A 17232-nucleotide genomic window follows, 5' to 3' on the forward strand; every position below is an offset into this window, starting at 1 on the left:
AGAGGTTATGCCCATGGCGCGGCACTCAGGCCACGCTCTGGGTTTCAATGACGGTATTTTCGTTGCGATGATTGAAGATGGCGTGACGTCTGTCCACCCCGTCGATCACCATGTCTGCGGCCATCATCCCCATCTCCATGGCGGTGTCGGTGAAGATGTAGCGGAATGTCCCCTGACGGCCGGTCATGATGAGGTTGCCTATCGGCATCAGCGCCTTGATGGCTTCGTTGCGGCGGGCCTGATAACCCAGATCCATCAGCGGATAGGCGTATTCACTGCGCGCTTCGAATGTCTCATCGCCGAGCTTCTGGGTATCGACGCCGAGGCTGTCGAGATCGGCGGTGACCCGGCCGCGCAGATCAGAGAGCGGTGCCTGCCAGGTGGCATCCCCCGGATTGCAGGGGATCTCCAGCATCACCGAGGTCTGGCCTTGGGGCGCCATAAAGGGGCTGCGCCGGCGCGGCTCCTGCAGACGGGTCGCCAGAATATGGGGGTCGGAGAGGTACTGCCAGGTGTTGTCCGACAGGTTCTCCTGTTTGAGGGGCATATTGACGAAGCGAAGCGACCGGTAGTGCAGATCACACGGCAAGCCCAGATGCTGGCAGGTGAGCGGCAGCGGCAGGGTGGAGATCACCTGATCAAAGCGCTCGCTCTGCTCCACGTCATCTTGTTTCCAATAAACCCGTTCGATGCGGCCATCAGCCTGCTCGAGACGGGTGATGGTGGCGCCGGTTTTCAGCTCAACCCCTTCGGCCACCAACCGCTCCCCCAAGGTGGTGAAGATCTGGCCGAAGCCGTACTTGGGATAGCGGTATTTGCGGGCATAGGTGCGCACCGACATGCTGCCGTTGCGCCTTGGCAGCAGGCGGCGTGCCACGTCTTTGAGATCGATCAGGCTGATGCGCTGGCCGGCCCAGTCGGCGGAGAGCTTGTCCGGGTTGATGCCCCACAGCTTGCCGGTGTAGCCCTCGAAGAACTGGCGGTAGAGGGTGCGACCGAAGTGGCTCTGGATCCACTCGGCAAAGCTCGCCTTGGCAAAATCGGTAGGCTTCTTGGCAAAGGGCAACAGCAGCAGATCCTTCACCGCACCGGCCATCAGGGCCAGCGGCGCCGTCTTGAGCAAATTGGGCAGGTTCAAAGGGTAGTCATAGGTGCACCCGCCAAAGCGGATGACGCTCTTTCGCTCGGCGTGGAGCAGGTCGTCCCCCATCAGCTCATCGATAAAGGCGAGCAGCTCGGGGTTCTTGGTGATGAAGCGGTGGCCGCCGTAGTCGAAGCGATACTCCCCGTCGCGCCCCTTGAAGGTCTGGGTGGCGCACATGCCGCCCACCACGCTCTCCTGCTCGAACAGGGTGACCGCAAAACCGGCCTGGCGCAGGCGCCAGGCGGCCATCAAACCGGCAGGGCCGGCACCCAGCACCGCAATATGCTTCTTGTTGTTGTCGTTCATGAGTGTTCCGAAACGGCGTGATAGCTGGGGGAGCCCGCCTGTGCGCGGCTCCCGAACAGAGTGTGATCCCCGGGCTCAGCCCTTGGTCGGGGCAGCGCTCCCCTGGGGGCGATAGCTGCGATGCCAGAGGGTGACAAAGATCATGAGGTAGCTGGCCCAGGTCAGCAACTGCAGGCCGGCCGGTGAGGCGTTGTAGCCAAACAGGGCGCGCAGGAAGGTGCCGAATACCCCCTGATCGTCGAGGATGTGGCTGATGTTGAAGACCGGCGTTGCCCAGAAGGTGATGACGTCCGCTGCCTGCAACATGTTGACGGCGGACGAGAGCAAGCCTGCGGCGATGATGATGATGAGCAGGCCGGTCCAGCGGAAGAAGGGGGCCAGCGCCACCTTGCGGGTGGAGCGCAGCAGCCCCCACACCAGCACCACAGAGACCAGCAGTCCGGCCAGCGCCCCCATCAGCCCCTGGTGCAGATCCACCCCTTGCCCGGAGTAGACCAGGGCCGAGAAGAAGAGCACGGTTTCAAAGCCTTCGCGCATCACAGCCAGGAAGGCGAGCAGCACCAGACCAAACAGGTTGCCACCGTCGATGGCGGCATCGATGCGCGCCGTCATGGCCCCCACCTGGGATTTGGCCTGTTTTTGCATCCAGATAGCCATATAGGTGAGCACCAGGGTGGCGAACATCAGGATCCCCGCCATCAGCAAATGGTTATAGCGCTCGCTCTCGAACTGGCTCACCACCACCTGGAACAGGAAGGCGACGACGAGGGAGGCGATAAGACCCAGCCCCACCCCCAGATAGATGAACTTGTTGTAGCGGCTTGCCCCCAGCTTGGCGAGGTAGGAGAGGCAGATGCCGACCAGCAGGAAGGCTTCCAGCCCCTCGCGCAGGGTAATGAGAAAACTTGCGAACATCAGGATTGAGGCTCCGTATCGGGCGTAACGGGGAGGGGCTGCAGGGTCAGTTGCAGCCGATTGAGTAGCACTATGGGGGGCTCCGGCAAGCTCGGCTCGGCGGCGCGCACCGCATCATTGACCCACTTGGGGTAGGTGCGGAAATTGAGTCTGATATCGGCCTTGAAGGGCCCCTGAGCGTCCGCCGGCAGCGGCCAGGTTTCATCGCGCGAGCCATCGGCCGGGATGCGGGTGTCTTCAAGGAGCTTGGCATAGCGCCAGAACTTGAGCCCCACCGGCTTGCCCTCGGCATCGCCGAACACTTTTCTGAACAGCCGCGCATCCTCAGGGACGGCGCCGTTCACCGGCTGGCCGCTTTCAAGCACCAGCTTGCCGCTGGCGTCGGTAACGGTCAGCTCCAGCCAGAGTTCACGGAAATCGGCGACCCCGGTGGGCAGGGCGTGGCCGGCGCCGGTGTTGGCGACTCTCACCACCAGTGCGGGTTGGCCGCTCTGGTTTTCAATGCGGGCCGAGAGGGTGGCGCTGGAGCGCAAGAGCGCCAGGCTCTCCTGCTCAAGGGTTGCACTCCTCAGCCCCACCAGCTGATGCTGGGCGCCGGTAAAGTTGTGGCGATAGAGCCGCTCTTTCACGGTGCCGTTTTCGGTGGACTGGCCCGCCACCGGCGCGCCGCCGTTGCCAGGTGTAGGGTTCATGTGGCAGTCGATGCAGGTGCGCCGTTTGGCAGGATCTTCGGCTTTGGCGAAGCTGGATTTTTCCCACTCATCCCAGGTGTTGACGATATTGGCGCCGGTGCCGGGGGCGAACTCGTTGTGGCACGACTTGCACAGGGCCGCGTCCCGGTAGAAATCCTTCTGGTAGGAGGCCTTGTGCATGGCGGGGCGGGCGTTGATCTGCCGCTCTGCCAGCCAGTGCTGGAGGCTGCCCCCCGGGGTATCCTCGAACACATAGCTCTCGCGGTCTTTCAAATTGACCGTAAAGGCGCTGTTGCCGCCGGCATCCTCGAGCTTGGTGATGCGATGACAGAGCACACAGCCAGTCCCTTCCTCCACCACGGGCTCGCCTTTCTGGTGGGCCGCAATGAGCGAAGCACCGCCCTGCTCGAACATGTGAGAGCCCTTGGGCAGATCAGTCTGGCCGTTCATCACCTGCTGGGGCATGTGACAGCCCTGGCACCACTGGCCGAAGGCCTCCCCTTCGGTTTCGCGGGCCAGCGCCTGCACCACCTTGTAGTAGGGGTGGGAGTTGCCCATCAGCCGGTGGTTGCTCTCGCTCCAGTCCTTGAACGCCTGTTGGTGGCAGTTCTGGCAGGAGGCGGAGTTGAGCCACTCCTTCGGATGAGTGGTCGGCGCCTTGGCAGGATCCCTGCGCGGGGCATCGAGCCTAAGCCAGTTGGCCAGATAGGGGAGGTTGCCATCACTGGTCACGAAAGCGTGCAGATCCTCCATCATCGCCTGCACCTCGGGATGGGGCCTCGCGGGGTCGACCGGCTCGGCCCCATCGCGGGTGTCATGGCCCATGCCGCCCTGGGTCTGCTGGGTCATGCGCAGGTATTCGCCGATAAAGTCCCCCGCCACCATGTTGGCGAGGTTGGCGTGGCCGTTGATGGCGTTGTCGCCGCTCTGCTGGCGATGGGCCGCCATCAGATAGCGGTTGGTGAAGTTGAACCCGTCCAGATGGCAGGAGTTGCAGCTCATCCAGTTGTCCCCCGCCATGGGGAAGCGGCTGTTGGCGGCAGTATTACCCAGGTTGAACAACCGCTCACCGCGCTTGAGGGCTGCGGGGCGGGGATCGGTCTCTACCAGCTTGGCGAAGTGGGGCACATCGACGGTGACCCGGGCAAACGGGCCGCTGCCGCCGCTATTGAGGCGGGTGAGATCCTGCCCCATGACGTTGTGCACCAGGATGTGGTCGCCATCGATCAGCAGATCGCGCGGATTCTGGCCCGGCAGGTGACGCAAGAGCTGGGTCGCCTTGGCGCCCCCCTGAAACTTCTTGCGGCGGTGGCGGTTGCTGTTCTGCTTGCCGCTGCGCGACAGGTCGAACACCAGCAAGTCTTCGGAACCCGCCAGGGTCAGGTAGACCCGCTTGCCATCGGCGGCGAAGCGCGCCGCGAACGGGTTGGAGACGATCTGGCTGCGGTTGCCGACGCTGGGCAGGTTGATCTGCAAAAAGAGCTGTTTTCTTTCATCGACCCGCTCCTTCTCTTCATCGAGATCGATGATGGAGACGGCCGGGAAGACGGTGCTCTGAAACTGGAAGGGGTGATCGAAACTCCAGAGCACGTGGGGCAGCCAGGCTTCGCTGCCATCGGGGGAGAGGGCGATGCCGTCCAGTAGGCGCGGCAAGCCCTGGGAGTCGCTCGGGGTATCGCTGTGGGTTTCCGCCAGGGTGATGAGCTTGGGCTTGGGGAGGGTAGCGCCCTTCTCAAGCTTGGCGAGATCATAGATGGCGAGCTGGCCTGTCATGGCGTGGGTGAGCAGCAGGCGATCGTCGTCGGTCAATGCCAGCCCGCGGGGAGTCTCGGCGGTTTTTGCATCCAGCTGGAGGTTGCCCGCCCTGTCATAAGCCTGAAGGCGCCCTCCCTCGAACAGCGTGACCCAGAACCACTGCCGCTTGGCATCGAAGATTACGCCATAGGGCCTATGGCCGGTGGGGATCGCCTTTTCCAGCTCGAGTTCATCATCCAAGAGCAGCAGGCGATCGCCGCTGTAATCGGTGACCAGCAGGGTGCCGTCATCGGCGCGGGCCAGCTGGCGCAGATCGCCCCCCAGCTGCACCTCGTTGAGTCGCTTGCCAGTGCCCCGTTCGAGCAGGGTGACGGAGCCAGCACTCTGGTTGGCGGTGACGAGGTGCGGGGCGCTCCCCTCGTCATAGGCAATCATGGCGGTGCCCATCTCCCGGGCCGAGGCGGTCCCCAGCAGCAGGGCGGCCAACATCAGGGATAACAACAACTTCAACATAAGATCAGGTGCGCCATTTCAAGATGGTCCAGCGCCAGGCGTGGCGCAGCACCAGGGGCGTCAACGCGAGGGCGCTCAGCCAGTGGGCCCAGCTGGCAAGGTTGCCGAGGCTATCCCCCGGGGTGCCGTGCAGCACCAGCACCAGTCCGCTTGCCAGACAGACCAGCAGCAAGGCTTCGATGATGCGCCCCGTGGTGCGCAGAAAAGGCTTGCGGCTTTTGCGCAGCAGGCTGCGATGGGAGAGCCAGAAGGCGCCAAACAGCAAGGGGAACAGGGTGAGCGAGAGGGCGACGTGCAAAAACAGGTTCCAGCGTGCCAGGGACCAGGTCGGCGTCAGGGGTTCCCACAGCAGCAGGCCGGAGAAAAACATCAGATAAAGAGCACCCTCGGCCGCCTGATGGTGATAGGCCAGCCACTGCCAGCAGTGTCGTGGTGAGAGGGAAAGACTCGTCATGGGTGCTCCAGCTCCCGGGCGGTTCAGCCCGGGGCGAGCAAGTTTACAATGCAGTAAGGGTAATGAAAAGAGTTATCAATTCGGCTCTTGATGAATAGACCCTGAATGGCGCCGGGCCCTATTTGTGCTCCGCCAGCCGCTCGGTCACCGCATAGATAAGTGCCGCGGTGGAGAAGGCGAGGAAGACGATGACCGACCACTTCATCTCGATCTCGTTGCCGGTGCCGTCGTCAAGGAAGGCTTTGAGCACCTCGATGCCGGCGATGGTCACCAGAGAGTTGATGACGATGAGCTTGAGGGACGCGAAGTTGATCTTGCTGAGCCAGTTGTCGCCGAGGGCCGCTCGCTGCTCCGGGGTCTTGATGAACTGCACGTAGCCGCAGATGGCCACCAGGATCAGCATCTGGGCCACCAGCACGAAGTCCACCAGGGTGAGTACCCCCGTGATGAGATCCAGATAGTGGATGTCGATGATGTCGCGGCACAGCACATAGAGCTGCATGGCGAACTTCACCATCAGGAGGGCGACACAGATAAGGATGCAGACATAGAAGGGGAACATCATCAACCGGCTGCCGTTGAGCATGACGTTGAAGCGGCGCATGGGAAACTCCATCGAAAAGGAAGGCAGCCAGAATATCCGGAAAGAAAGGAGCGGGAAAGCGCCTTGGCGCCTCCCGCCCGGCCTAGAGGGGGAAAGTGGGCAGGCCCTGGAACAACTGCTGCAACCCCTCGCCCCAGGCCTTTCGCAGCGCCACGAAATGGGGGTTCTGTTCGGTGATGCGGTGCTGGTTCGTCGCCGAGAAGCTGCCCTCGTGATAGACCAGGGCATCCAGGGGCAAGCCCACCGACAGATTGCTGCGCAGGGTCGAGTCGATGGAGATGAGGGCGCACTGCAATGCGGTCTGAAGCGGCGTCTCATGGTGGATGATGCGATCGATGATGGGTTTGCCGTACTTGCTCTCACCAATCTGGAAGTAGGGGGTGTCGGCGCTCGCCTCGATGAAGTTGCCCTCCGGATAGATGTGGAACAGGCGGTGGCGCTCCCCCCGGATCTGCCCCCCCAGCAGGATGTTGCAGCCGAAGTTGATATGGCCCTGCTGCTGACCCCCATCCCGGCTGATGACGGTGCGTATGGTCTGGCCGATGAGGGCGGCAGCCTCGTAGAGGCTGGGGAGGGCAAGGAGCTCCTGCCCCTCCGTCAGCAGGCTGATGACGCTCTGGGTGGTGGCCAGATTGCCCGCGCTTTGCAGCACTATCACCCTGTCCTCCCGGGTGAAGAGGTGCAATTTGCGGAAGGTGGCGATGTGATCCACCCCCGCATTGGTGCGCGAGTCGGACGCAAACACCATGCCGTCTTGCAGGCACATGGCGACGCAATAGGTCATGACCGCGCTCCCGCCAGGACTCTCCCGGTCTTCATTGCTGCTGTCCATCCAGGCGGGTCACCTGCGCCTGGCTCTGCAGCTGCTCGCACCCGCCGCCATAGCGCACGCCGCGCACCGGACAGGCATCCAGATAATCCATGCCGACTGCGAGCTTGAGGTGCTCGCTGGTGGAGCTGGTGAGGTTGGTGACGTCGAACGTGTGCCAGCGCTCCTCGATCCACACCTCGGCCCAGGCGTGCATCGCCACGTGGCTGTTGTCCTGGCTGTAGAGGTAACCGCTCACGTACCGGGCCGGCAGGCCGGCGTGGCGGCAGCAGGTCAGGAAGACATGGGTGTGGTCCTGACAGACGCCGCTGCCCGAAGCAAGTGCCTCGTCGGCGCTGAAGGTGGCATCCGTGCTGCCGGGCTGATAGGGCATCAGCACCAGGATGCGTGCCATCAGGCTCTGCAAGTCGGCCAGGGTCGGCTCCTCTGGCAGGCAGGCCTTCGCGAGATCCTGCAGGGCCGGGGTCGGTCGGGTGAGGGGGGTGGGCCTCAGGTAGCTCAGGGGAGAGATGAGGGAGGACTCCTCATCTTCCGGGGCGTCGTCGCAGATCTCCACCTCCCCGTGGGCGCGGATCAGGATCCCCTCGTGGGGGGACTCCAGGCTTAGCACATGCAGTATGTTGCCGTAACCGTCCGTGGTGCAGGTGGCCTCCCCCGGCAGCTCCAGCTCCCAGGAGAGGATCTGCTGGCGGGCCGTGCTGTGGGGGGTCAGGCGCAGGTACTGGGTGCTGCGGCGCACCACGTCGGCATAGTGGTAGCGGGTCTGGTGATCGATGATGAGTCTCATAATACCTCCAGGTAGGCGGCGTGGATGCTCTGGCCGATGGCGCCGATGTCGCTGAGGAAATCACTCAGGTACTCCTGCATGCCGAGGGCAAAGACATCGTCGATGGCGCCATAGGTCAGATGGGCGTTGAGTATGGTGGTCAGGCGCCGGGGCGTCTGACCGGCGTTGCCCTCGATCTGGGCAAGGATCAGCTCCATCTCGTCGAGACAGGCCCGCAGGGAGCGCGGCACGTCATTGCGCAGGATCAGCAGCTCGGCGATGGAGGCATGGGAGAGCGTCTTGTAGAGGGTCTGGTGGGCCTCGTAAGCGCCCACTGACCGCAACAGGGCGTTCCAGCGGTAGAACTCGCGCACGCTGTCCTCCTCCTCCCGGATCACCTGATACTTCACGGTCAGGATGCGTGCCGTGTTGTCGGCCCGCTCGATGAAGGTGCCAAGGCGCAGGAACCAGAGCACGTCACCGCGCATGATGGTGCCATAGGTGGCGCCGCGAAACTGGTGGGAGCGCTCCTTGATCCAGTCGAAGAACTCCTGGGCCTGGCCGCTGGACAGCCCCGCCTGGCGGCGTCGGCGGATCTCTATCCAGGCGGCGTTGATGCTCTCCCACACCTCACCGGGGATCTTGCCCCGCACGGCGTGGGCGTTGTCCCTGGCCATGCGCAGACAACTGAAGATGCTGCTCGGGTTCTCCTCGTCGAAGCAGAAAAATTGCAGCAGGTTCTCCATGTTCACCTGGCCGTAGCGGGCCAGGAAGGGCTCATGGGTGCCGCTGATGGTGAGAGGCGCCACCAGCTCGCTGTGATCGGCGTCGATGGAGGGCATCAGCGACATGGTCTGGGTGACGTCCAGCATGCGCGCCGTGTTCTCCGCCCGCTCCAGGTGGCGGGACATCCAGTAAAGTTCGCTTGCGGTGCGGCTCAGCATGGGCTGCCCTCCATGACCCAGGTGTCCTTGGTGCCACCACCCTGGGAGGAGTTGACCACCAGGGAGCCTTCGGTGAGGGCGACCCGAGTCAGGCCGCCCGGTACCAGGCGCAGCTCCTGCCCCGTGAGAACGAAGGGGCGCAGATCGATGTGGCGGGGGGCGATACCGGCGTCGACGAAGGTCGGGCAGGTGGAGAGGGAGAGGGTCGGCTGGGCGATGTAGTTGTCCGGCCGCGCCTTGAGCAGCTCGCGAAAACGGGCCAGCTCCTCGCGACTGGCGCAGGGGCCGATAAGCATGCCGTAGCCGCCGGCGCCATGGACCTCCTTGACCACCAGCTCCTCCAGATTGGCCAGCACGTGGGAGAGGGCAGCCGGCTCGCGGCACTGCCAGGTGGGCACGTTGTTGAGAATGGGATCTTCCCCCAGATAGAAGCGGATCATCTCCGGCACATAGGGGTAGATGGACTTGTCATCCGCCACCCCGGTGCCGATGGCATTGGCCAGTACCACGCCGCCGGCGCGGTAGACCGAGAGCAGCCCGGGCACGCCGATGAGGGAGTCCGGGTTGAAGGCGAGGGGATCGAGGAAGTCGTCGTCGATGCGGCGATAGATGACATCCACCCTTTTCAGCCCCGTGGTGGTGCGCATCAGCACCTGGCCATCCTTGACCACCAGATCCGCGCTCTCCACCAGCTCCACCCCCATCTGCTGGGCGAGGAAGCTGTGCTCGAAGTAGGCGCTGTTGAAGCGTCCCGGGGTCATCACCACCACGCAGGGGTTGTCCACAGGGCTGCTCTCGCGCAGGGTCTGCAGCAACAGGGCCGGGTAGCGCTCCACCGGGGCGATGGGCTGGTTGTGAAACAGCTCCGGGAAGAGGCGCATCATCATCTTGCGGTTCTCCAGCATGTAGGAGACCCCGGAGGGGGTGCGCAGGTTGTCCTCCAGCACATAGTACTCACCGTCGTGGTTGCGGATGATGTCGACCCCGGTGATGTGGACATAGGTGTCCCGGTGCAGGTCGACCCCCTGCATGCAGGGCTGGTACTGGGCATTGGTGAGGATCTGGGCGGCCGGGATCACCCCCGCCTTCAGGATGCGCTGATCGTGATAGATGTCGTGCAGAAAGGCGTTGAGGGCGGTGACCCGCTGGCGGATCCCCAGATCCAGGTGTTGCCACTCCCGGGCGGGAATGATGCGGGGAATGCTGTCGAACGGGATGAGGCGCTCGGCGCCGTCCCCGTCTCCGTAGACGTTGAAGGTGATGCCGACCCGGCGAAACAGCAGGTCGGCCTCCTCGCGCTTGCGCTCTATGCTCTTCTCGTCGGTCTGGTGCAGCCACGAGAGGTAGGCGTGGTAATGATCGCGAAACTGGTTGTCGGTGAGCAGCATCTCGTCGTAACAACCGGGTCCGGGGGGCTTGATGGGCAGCATAGGCAACTCCTTGTGACGTCCCTGCGTACATCACAAAGTGCAAGGGCTGTGCCAGCCAATTGAGTCGCTATCGAGGCCAGTGTCAGTAATTTTTCATTCAAAAATCATATGGATGACTTTTATGTCATCACGGGGCAAGGCAGGGCGCACCAGAGTGGTACCCCATAGAGGGTAAGCCTGCGCTATCTTGTGGCAACAGGCCATGAGGGCAAGGGACGGGCGCAGCGGGATGCGGGGGTGGAAGGCGAGCGCCCTTGCCCCGAGGTGGGGCAGGGGGTAAGAAAGAACCCGGCCGATGGCCGGGCTTTCAGGCGCAAGCCTATCCTGGGTGAGGTGTCGGTGGACTGGGTCAGCCGCGTTGGTGCGGGATCCCTGTAGCAAGGCGCATGAAGCGGTCAAATGCACGATCCGGCAACAAGCGGCGCAGGAAGATCATCGGCCTGGCCCCAAAACCAACGGCATAGCGGGTCTTGGGGCGACGGGTCTGGACCGCCTTGGCGATGGTATCCGCGATGAGTTCCGGCGGGGACTGGCGCTGGCGGCTGGCGCGTCCGATCATGGACTCCCCCATGGGGAGGGCCTGGTGACCATAAGGCCCCTCGCCGGAGACCTCGCGCAGTTTTTGCGCGGCAATGTCGGCCCACTCGGTCTTGATGCCACCCGGTTCTACCACTACTACATTGATGCCAAAGGGTTCCACCTCCATGCGAAGGCAATCGCTGATGGCCTCCAGTGCGAACTTGGTTCCGTGGTACCAGGCTCCTAGCGGGGTGTGGATCTTGCCGCCCATGGAGGTGATGTTGACTATGGTGCCAGTCTGTCGGGCGCGCATGTGGGGCAGCACCAGCTGGATGAGGCGAACGGCGCCAAACACATTGACGTCAAACTGGGTGCGACCCTCCTCGAGAGAGACTTCTTCAACCGAGCCGTAGGAGCCATACCCGGCATTGTTGACCAGTACGTCGATCTTGCCGGTTTCGGTGATGATTCTCTCAACTCCTGCCTGCATAGATGCATCCTGGGTCACATCCATGGCGATGACGCGGATCCCCGCGTCTGTCAGGCATTGCATGCGTTCGATGCGCCGCGCTGCGGCATACACGGTGAATCCTAGAGCCTTCAGTTTCATGGCGGTGGCCGCTCCGATACCGGAGGAGGAGGCGGTGACGAGCACAACGTTTGAGTTCATATGGAAGATCCTTGAGCAAAATGAATCGCATGCGAGTCCAGAATCGGCTTGCCTGCGGTATCGATACCATATCCGACCCGTGATGCCATGGTTCTGGCAAACGGCGCCATGACGCCATCGAACTGCGCCATCCCTATTGCTTTCGAGTCAGCCTGTGCGGCGATCACCGTCCTTGACCGCGGCCCTGGCGGCGGCCAGATTGGCCGTGAAGTCGACGGCGCTAAATGCCTCCCGGCTGCCAGCGACGGCGAAGGTGGCCCCGGCGAGCAGCACGCGACGGGATTGATATGGGTGGTCATGAGGCTGACCTCAGTTGAATCGATATGACTGGCGAGTGCTTTCCAGCGTCCGCCCGGTCCAATCCTGGAATGCGCGGTAGAAGGAGTTGGGATCTTCGAAGCCAAGCAGAAAGGCTATCTCCCCTCCAGACAGGGTGGTGTGCTCAAGGTAGTGGCAGGCGAGCCTTCTTCGCGTCTCGCTGACCAGGGCTCGAAAGTTTTCCCCTTCCTCTTCCAGCCGGCGTTGCAGGGTTCTCTTGCTCATGCCCAAGCGACTTGCCGCCACCTCAATGGTGGCCGAGTTGCTTGGCAAGAGCTCGAGCAGAACGGCATGCACCCGCTCCGCCGTGGTGGCGGCAGAGTCCATTTCGCACAACTGGCGACGCAGCTCGGGCTCGAAGGCTTGCCACATCCCCTCGTTGCTCGTGAGAAAGGGGCGCAGCACGTCCACGGCAGAAAACGTAATGCTGGCATGGGTTCCAAGTGTGATGGCGGTGCCGAAGAAGCGCTCGTAGCGCTGCAGTGCCTTTCCAGCAGGGAGCGCAGGCAGTGTCACTCGCACGGCACAGATCGCCTCACGTGTGGCGATCTGTGCCAGTCGGACAAAGAAGGCGAGTTCCACCACCTGCAGGGAGACCGGGACCTCGGTGTGCCCTCCTTGCCAGCGAGGGGAGAGCGTCATCTCTCCCCAGGAGCCTACCGAGATCTCGAGGCTCATGGGGGCAACGAGCGCCTTGTATTTGGCCAGCCGCTGGACAGCCCGCATCAGATCCGGGCTGCACAGGGCGGCAAACAAGGGGGGACTGAAGACTTCGCTGGAAACGGTCTCGATGAGCCGCAAGGGAAACAGGACGTCATTGGCTTCCTGCTCCAGCGCCCGCCAGAAACGGAAATACTCATCGGTGGTCAACCCATGATTCTCGCGCGACAACGTGTCTTCCGGCAGCAGTGCCCTGCGCAAGACATGCCTGGATGGCAGGCCAAGGTCTTTGAGCAGTAGCTGCCATCCGACGTCCAGGGAAAAGTGAGATTTGTGTGCCATGCGTGCGCCTTTGCCGTGCGAGGTGAAGTCAGTGCTAGCGGAATGAGGACCAGTATAGGGGGCAGGGCGAGAGCATTGACATGCAAAAGGCGCCAATGTGGTGGCATTGGATGCCAGAGACAGGCAAAACAAAAAGGCCCGATCTTGCGATCGGGCCTTTGAGGCATGGAATATGGCTCCCTCGACAGGACTTGAACCTGTGACATACGGATTAACAGTCCGCCGTTCTACCGACTGAACTACGAGGGAATTGGCTCCTCCTACTGGACTTGAACCAGTGACATACGGATTAACAGTCCGCCGTTCTACCGACTGAACTAAGGAGGAATTGCCTGTCTCGTCGAGACGCAGCGGATATTAATGATCCCCCGGACGGGTGTCAACCCGCCACTCCACGGAAAAAGGGCTTTTCGGCCCGTTTGCCCAAAACTTGGGCGCTGTGGACTATTTTCAGCACAATCAGCAGCTTGAGATGCCCTGCCTGCGGCCACGGTCGGGCTGGCGATGAAGGTGCCATCGGCCTGGAGGGGGCGAGGCAATGGATAAGCCGATCATGGCGGGAACCGATGAAAATCGGCGATGTCGCCCCTGTCGATGGGCTTGCCTCTGAGGTGTGGGGGATGCGAGGGAGGTGCCGGTTCGCGATGACCAGGGATCTATTAAAGGAATGGCAGGGAAAATCGGCGATATGCGAGCTATCGATGACAATAATGCGGGGTAATGGCCATTTCTTGATCCTGCCCATCGAATTATCTGGCCGGGTCGGGTATGGTTGCCTTCGATACCATCGCCGCGTCGACAGCTCTGCCGGCCCTTGATGATGATCGGGTGCCGGTTCACCCCGGCCTTTGTCTCCCTCTTCTGGTATTACCCTAGACATGCACAATCAAGCTTCCTTACAAGGCGTGAAGCTGGCCATCGCATTGCGCCAATCCTGCATTGACGAACCCTACAGCGTGGCGCGCTTTGGCCGCGACCTCATCGCCGGCATCACGGTCGGCATCATCGCCATTCCCCTTGCCATGGCACTGGCCATCGCCAGTGGGGTGCCGCCCCAGCACGGGCTCTACACCGCCATCATCGCCGGTATCGTGATCGCCGTGACCGGCGGCTCCCGCTTCTCCATCTCGGGGCCCACCGCCGCCTTCGTGGTGATCCTCTACCCGGTGGCCCAGCAGTTCGGGGTGGGGGGGCTTTTGATGGCCACCCTGATCTCGGGCTGCTTCCTGGTGGCCATGGGGATGGCGCGCCTCGGCCGCCTCATCGAATACATTCCGCCCTCGGTGACCCTGGGTTTTACCGGCGGTATCGCCATCGTGATCGCCACCCTGCAGATCAAGGATTTCTTCGGCCTGCAGGTGCCCGAGATGCCGGAAACCTACCTCGGCAAGGTGCAGGCGCTGGCTCATGCCCTGCCCAGCTGGCAGTGGGGGGACACCCTGGTGGGGGTGGCGACCCTGGCGGTGCTGCTGCTCTGGCCTAGGCTGCGTCTGCCGGTCCCCGGCCACCTGCCCGCCGTGCTGGTGGGGGTGGGCCTGGGCTTTGGCCTGCACCAGTTCGGGGTGGACGTGGCCACCATCGGCAGCAAGTTCAGCTATACCTTGGCCGACGGTACCCAGGGCATGGGGATCCCCCCCATCGCGCCGACCCTGGTGATGCCCTGGGCGCTGCCGGGGCCGGACGGGGCACCGGTGGAGTGGAACCTGGCCGCCATCCAGAGACTGCTGCCCGCCGCCTTCTCCATGGCCATGCTGGGGGCCATCGAATCCCTGCTCTGCGCCGTGGTGCTGGACGGCATGACGGGTCGCAAGCACAGCTCCAATGGCGAGCTGCTGGGGCAGGGGCTCGGCAACATACTGGCGCCCTTCTTCGGCGGCATCACGGCGACGGCCGCCATCGCCCGCTCCGCCGCCAACGTGCGGGCCGGGGCCACTTCTCCCATCTCCGGTATCGTCCATGCGCTGGTGGTGCTGGCCGCCATCCTGGTGCTGGCGCCCTGGCTCTCCTGGTTGCCGCTCTCTGCCATGGCCGCCCTGTTGCTGCTGGTGGCCTGGAACATGAGCGAGGCCCACAAGGTGGTGGATCTGGTGCGCCGGGCGCCCAAATCCGATGTACTGGTGCTGCTGGTCTGCCTGTCGCTGACCGTCATCTTCGACATGGTCATCGCCATCACCTTCGGGGTGATCCTGGCCTCTTTGCTGTTCATGCGCGAGATAGCCAAGATGACCAGGCTGCACAACCTGGCGGATCACAAGCGCTATGCCAGCGAGGTGTCCCCCTCGACCCTTGTCTACAAGATCAACGGGCCACTGTTCTTTGCCGCCGCCGAGCGGGTCTTTGACGAGTTGCTTGCCCAGGTGAAGGACCACAAGGAGTTGATCCTGCAAATGGAGGCGGTCTCCATCCTGGATGCTGGCGGTCTCACCGCCTTCCAGCAGTTCGCAAAACGCATGGCCAAGGTGGGGGTCCGTCTCAAGGTGGCTGAATTGCAATTCCAGCCCCTCAAGACCCTGGCGCGGGCCAAGGTGCGTCCGGTGGCGGGAGAGCTGGAGTTCTACGGCTCGCTGGAAGAGGCGATTCGAGGAGAACATTTGCACGAAGCGGTTGAAAATTGATGGAAAGGGATAGGAAATGGCATATTTTTAGTCACTTGGTTCGCTTATTGAGCAAACAGTGGCAAAAGATAAAAAATTGCATTGACCGCCTCGCGCCTATCCCTTACATTACGCCCCGTTCCAGCGCAACGGCGCAGCGAATTCGTGTTGGCTGAACACGTTAAAGCACAGACCAAAATTGGGTGCGGTGTCCGAGTGGCTGCCCACCGACGAAGTCGGCAAGATGCACGCGCAGCGTGCTCCGAAAGCCACTTCAAGCAGTGAAAATTTGGTGAGGTGTCCGAGTGGCTGAAGGAGCACGCCTGGAAAGTGTGTATACGGCAACGTATCGAGGGTTCGAATCCCTCCCTCACCGCCAAATATAACCCGTTGAATTTCAACGGGTTTTTTCATTTCTAGACTTACGTGATTTTTTTCCTGGATCAACTAGGTGGAACAATCATGTATCTGAGTAAAAATGCCTCCGGCACCTACTACACTCGTCTCCCGCTGCCTAAGTCACTACGTGACCGTGGCTTGCCCTTCGCTATCCGTACTTCCCTTTGCACCAAAGATCGTCAGCTCGCCGTAGACCGCAACCTAGCAGTGGCAGCTCGCACTCGCGCACTGATCGCGGCTACCCCTGCTGATACTTCCCCCCGCAGTTTCTATCGCTGGATCCGCGCCGATCTTGACGCTTTCAAAGTCGCGGGGTTCATCCCTCCTCAAACACCTTCCACACCTCGTGAACCTTCTGTTGATGCCCCAGCTTGCCCCAGCAGTGGGATCATGCTCACCCACGCATTGGCGAGATTCATCGAGACTAAAACCAGTGAGGGGATCCAGCATAGGTCGGTGGGCCAGCTCCAACTTCGGATCAACGCCTTCGTCACCTGGGCCAAAGGGGTTAAAGTCGATGAGGTGACGCCCGCTCTGGCGCAGGAGTACCGCAACAGCTTGCTGCGCAAGACCAACCTCAGTTTCAAAACCAAAGGAGATTACCTCGCCGCCCTGAAACAGTTCTTCCGTTGGTGCGTGGCGCTGGACTATTGCAGCCGTAACCCTTTTGATGGGTTGACGGCAGGCAAGAAGCCGCACAAACGGGCGGATGAGGAGCGAGTGCGCTGGCATCGCCCTCAACTGGCTCAGCTGTTTGCCAGCCTGCGCAGCAAACAATCCCAGAAAGGCAAAAAATTGAGAGTTCAAGACTGGTGGGTGCCCCTGCTGTGCCTGTATGCCGGGCTGCGACCCTCCGAGGCTTGCCAGCTCAAAACTCACAACATCAAACAGGTTGAGGGGATTTGGTGTCTGATGGTCGATGCGGGAGAGGCGGATCAACAGCTCAAAACTGCCAATGCGTACCGTACCGTGCCGTTGCATAGTGCGTTGATTGGACATCAATTCCTGGACTATGTGGAGAGTCGTCGCAGTCAAGGGAAGGTATTTTTGTTCGATGACCAACCATCAGGCAAAGACGACGACTGGGCGCATAACATCACCTGTCGCTTCCAACGCCACCTCAATGATGCTGGCATCGTAGGTCAGGGCCGCCCCACCATTTACGGGATGAGACACACGTTTATCGATGAGCTGCAACAGGCGGACGTTGCTGAGCATATTGTGGCCGAACTTGCGGGACACAGTAAAAATGGCCTGACGTTTGGCCGCTATGGCAAACGTGTGAACATTAGGCTGCTGAATGAGAAAATCCAATCCCTTCCTACCGACCTGATACCCCACCACCTGCTGTCAGGGGGAAAATCACCGTAAAGATGAC

At 62.0% G+C, this 17232-nt stretch carries 14 protein-coding genes and 3 tRNA genes; 3 read left to right on the forward strand and 14 right to left on the reverse strand.

The window, feature by feature from the left end:
- Positions 1-25: 25 nt before the first annotated feature.
- From C3418_RS16025 to C3418_RS16090, 14 genes are all read right to left on the reverse strand, one after another.
- Positions 26-1450, reverse strand: coding sequence for an FAD-dependent oxidoreductase (locus C3418_RS16025; protein ID WP_052814857.1), 1425 nt, complete (start codon positions 1448-1450; stop codon positions 26-28).
- Positions 1451-1525: 75 nt separating this feature from the next.
- Positions 1526-2365: an FTR1 family protein gene (locus C3418_RS16030; protein ID WP_052814858.1), complete on the reverse strand. Its 840-nt coding sequence runs from the start codon at positions 2363-2365 to the stop codon at positions 1526-1528.
- On the reverse strand, positions 2365-5325 hold the full coding sequence (locus C3418_RS16035; protein ID WP_161957731.1) for a YncE family protein: 2961 nt from the start codon (positions 5323-5325) through the stop codon (positions 2365-2367). Before C3418_RS16035 ends, C3418_RS16030 begins: the two co-directional genes overlap by 1 nt.
- 4 nt (positions 5326-5329) lie before the next feature.
- Positions 5330-5779, reverse strand: coding sequence for a hypothetical protein (locus C3418_RS16040; protein ID WP_041212878.1), 450 nt, complete (start codon positions 5777-5779; stop codon positions 5330-5332).
- 118 nt (positions 5780-5897) lie between these two features.
- Positions 5898-6383 carry a YqhA family protein gene (locus tag C3418_RS16045; RefSeq protein WP_010674393.1) on the reverse strand — a complete coding sequence of 162 codons (486 nt, stop codon included), beginning with the start codon at positions 6381-6383 and terminating at the stop codon, positions 5898-5900.
- Positions 6384-6465: 82 nt separating this feature from the next.
- Positions 6466-7167, reverse strand: a complete 702-nt coding sequence (locus C3418_RS16050; protein ID WP_010674394.1) for a peptidase — start codon at positions 7165-7167, stop codon at positions 6466-6468.
- Between the two features lie 31 nt (positions 7168-7198).
- On the reverse strand, positions 7199-7999 hold the full coding sequence (locus C3418_RS16055; RefSeq protein WP_010674395.1) for a transglutaminase family protein: 801 nt from the start codon (positions 7997-7999) through the stop codon (positions 7199-7201).
- Entirely contained in the window at positions 7996-8922 is a 927-nt protein-coding gene (locus C3418_RS16060) for an alpha-E domain-containing protein (protein WP_052814860.1), read from the reverse strand. The genes C3418_RS16055 and C3418_RS16060 overlap by 4 nt, the downstream gene beginning before the upstream one ends.
- Positions 8916-10352 carry a circularly permuted type 2 ATP-grasp protein gene (locus C3418_RS16065; RefSeq protein ID WP_041212881.1) on the reverse strand — a complete coding sequence of 479 codons (1437 nt, stop codon included), beginning with the start codon at positions 10350-10352 and terminating at the stop codon, positions 8916-8918. The genes C3418_RS16060 and C3418_RS16065 overlap by 7 nt, the downstream gene beginning before the upstream one ends.
- A 349-nt stretch (positions 10353-10701) precedes the next feature.
- A complete protein-coding gene (locus C3418_RS16070; RefSeq protein WP_052814861.1) occupies positions 10702-11541 on the reverse strand; it encodes an oxidoreductase in 840 nt (279 codons plus the stop codon).
- Positions 11538-11672, reverse strand: a complete 135-nt coding sequence (locus tag C3418_RS24770; RefSeq protein ID WP_257707510.1) for a hypothetical protein — start codon at positions 11670-11672, stop codon at positions 11538-11540. The genes C3418_RS16070 and C3418_RS24770 overlap by 4 nt, the downstream gene beginning before the upstream one ends.
- A gap of 178 nt (positions 11673-11850) precedes the next feature.
- On the reverse strand, positions 11851-12861 hold the full coding sequence (locus C3418_RS16080; RefSeq protein WP_041212882.1) for an AraC family transcriptional regulator: 1011 nt from the start codon (positions 12859-12861) through the stop codon (positions 11851-11853).
- Between the two features lie 173 nt (positions 12862-13034).
- Positions 13035-13110: transfer RNA gene (locus C3418_RS16085), tRNA-Asn, on the reverse strand.
- A 2-nt stretch (positions 13111-13112) separates the two neighbouring features.
- A tRNA-Asn gene (locus C3418_RS16090) sits at positions 13113-13188 on the reverse strand.
- Positions 13189-13739: 551 nt separating this feature from the next.
- Here C3418_RS16090 and dauA point away from each other — a divergent pair.
- The 3 genes from dauA (at position 13740) to C3418_RS16110 (ending at position 17225) form a co-directional block, all read left to right on the forward strand.
- On the forward strand, positions 13740-15476 hold the full coding sequence (dauA, locus tag C3418_RS16100; RefSeq protein ID WP_052814862.1) for a C4-dicarboxylic acid transporter DauA: 1737 nt from the start codon (positions 13740-13742) through the stop codon (positions 15474-15476).
- A 270-nt stretch (positions 15477-15746) separates the two neighbouring features.
- Positions 15747-15834 (forward strand) — tRNA-Ser (locus tag C3418_RS16105).
- An 83-nt stretch (positions 15835-15917) separates the two neighbouring features.
- On the forward strand, positions 15918-17225 hold the full coding sequence (locus C3418_RS16110) for a site-specific integrase (RefSeq protein WP_240035823.1): 1308 nt from the start codon (positions 15918-15920) through the stop codon (positions 17223-17225).
- The last annotated feature ends 7 nt before the right edge of the window (positions 17226-17232 follow it).

Origin of the sequence: Aeromonas sp. ASNIH8 (assembly GCF_002919855.1) — a bacterium.
Classification (GTDB): domain Bacteria; phylum Pseudomonadota; class Gammaproteobacteria; order Enterobacterales; family Aeromonadaceae; genus Aeromonas; species Aeromonas caviae.

Excerpts from the sequence above, each read along its gene's own strand:
- C3418_RS16055 (WP_010674395.1), bottom strand. The coding sequence starts at position 7,999 with ATGAGACTCATCATCGATCACCAGACCCGCTACCACTATGCCGACGTG.
- C3418_RS16040 (WP_041212878.1), bottom strand. The coding sequence starts at position 5,779 with ATGACGAGTCTTTCCCTCTCACCACGACACTGCTGGCAGTGGCTGGCC.
- C3418_RS16050 (WP_010674394.1), bottom strand. The coding sequence starts at position 7,167 with ATGACCTATTGCGTCGCCATGTGCCTGCAAGACGGCATGGTGTTTGCG.
- C3418_RS16025 (WP_052814857.1), bottom strand. The coding sequence starts at position 1,450 with ATGAACGACAACAACAAGAAGCATATTGCGGTGCTGGGTGCCGGCCCT.
- C3418_RS16110 (WP_240035823.1), top strand. The coding sequence starts at position 15,918 with ATGTATCTGAGTAAAAATGCCTCCGGCACCTACTACACTCGTCTCCCG.
- C3418_RS24770 (WP_257707510.1), bottom strand. The coding sequence starts at position 11,672 with ATGGCGCAGTTCGATGGCGTCATGGCGCCGTTTGCCAGAACCATGGCA.
- dauA (WP_052814862.1), top strand. The coding sequence starts at position 13,740 with ATGCACAATCAAGCTTCCTTACAAGGCGTGAAGCTGGCCATCGCATTG.
- C3418_RS16065 (WP_041212881.1), bottom strand. The coding sequence starts at position 10,352 with ATGCTGCCCATCAAGCCCCCCGGACCCGGTTGTTACGACGAGATGCTG.
- C3418_RS16060 (WP_052814860.1), bottom strand. The coding sequence starts at position 8,922 with ATGCTGAGCCGCACCGCAAGCGAACTTTACTGGATGTCCCGCCACCTG.
- C3418_RS16080 (WP_041212882.1), bottom strand. The coding sequence starts at position 12,861 with ATGGCACACAAATCTCACTTTTCCCTGGACGTCGGATGGCAGCTACTG.
- C3418_RS16030 (WP_052814858.1), bottom strand. The coding sequence starts at position 2,365 with ATGTTCGCAAGTTTTCTCATTACCCTGCGCGAGGGGCTGGAAGCCTTC.
- C3418_RS16035 (WP_161957731.1), bottom strand. The coding sequence starts at position 5,325 with ATGTTGAAGTTGTTGTTATCCCTGATGTTGGCCGCCCTGCTGCTGGGG.
- C3418_RS16070 (WP_052814861.1), bottom strand. The coding sequence starts at position 11,541 with ATGAACTCAAACGTTGTGCTCGTCACCGCCTCCTCCTCCGGTATCGGA.
- C3418_RS16045 (WP_010674393.1), bottom strand. The coding sequence starts at position 6,383 with ATGCGCCGCTTCAACGTCATGCTCAACGGCAGCCGGTTGATGATGTTC.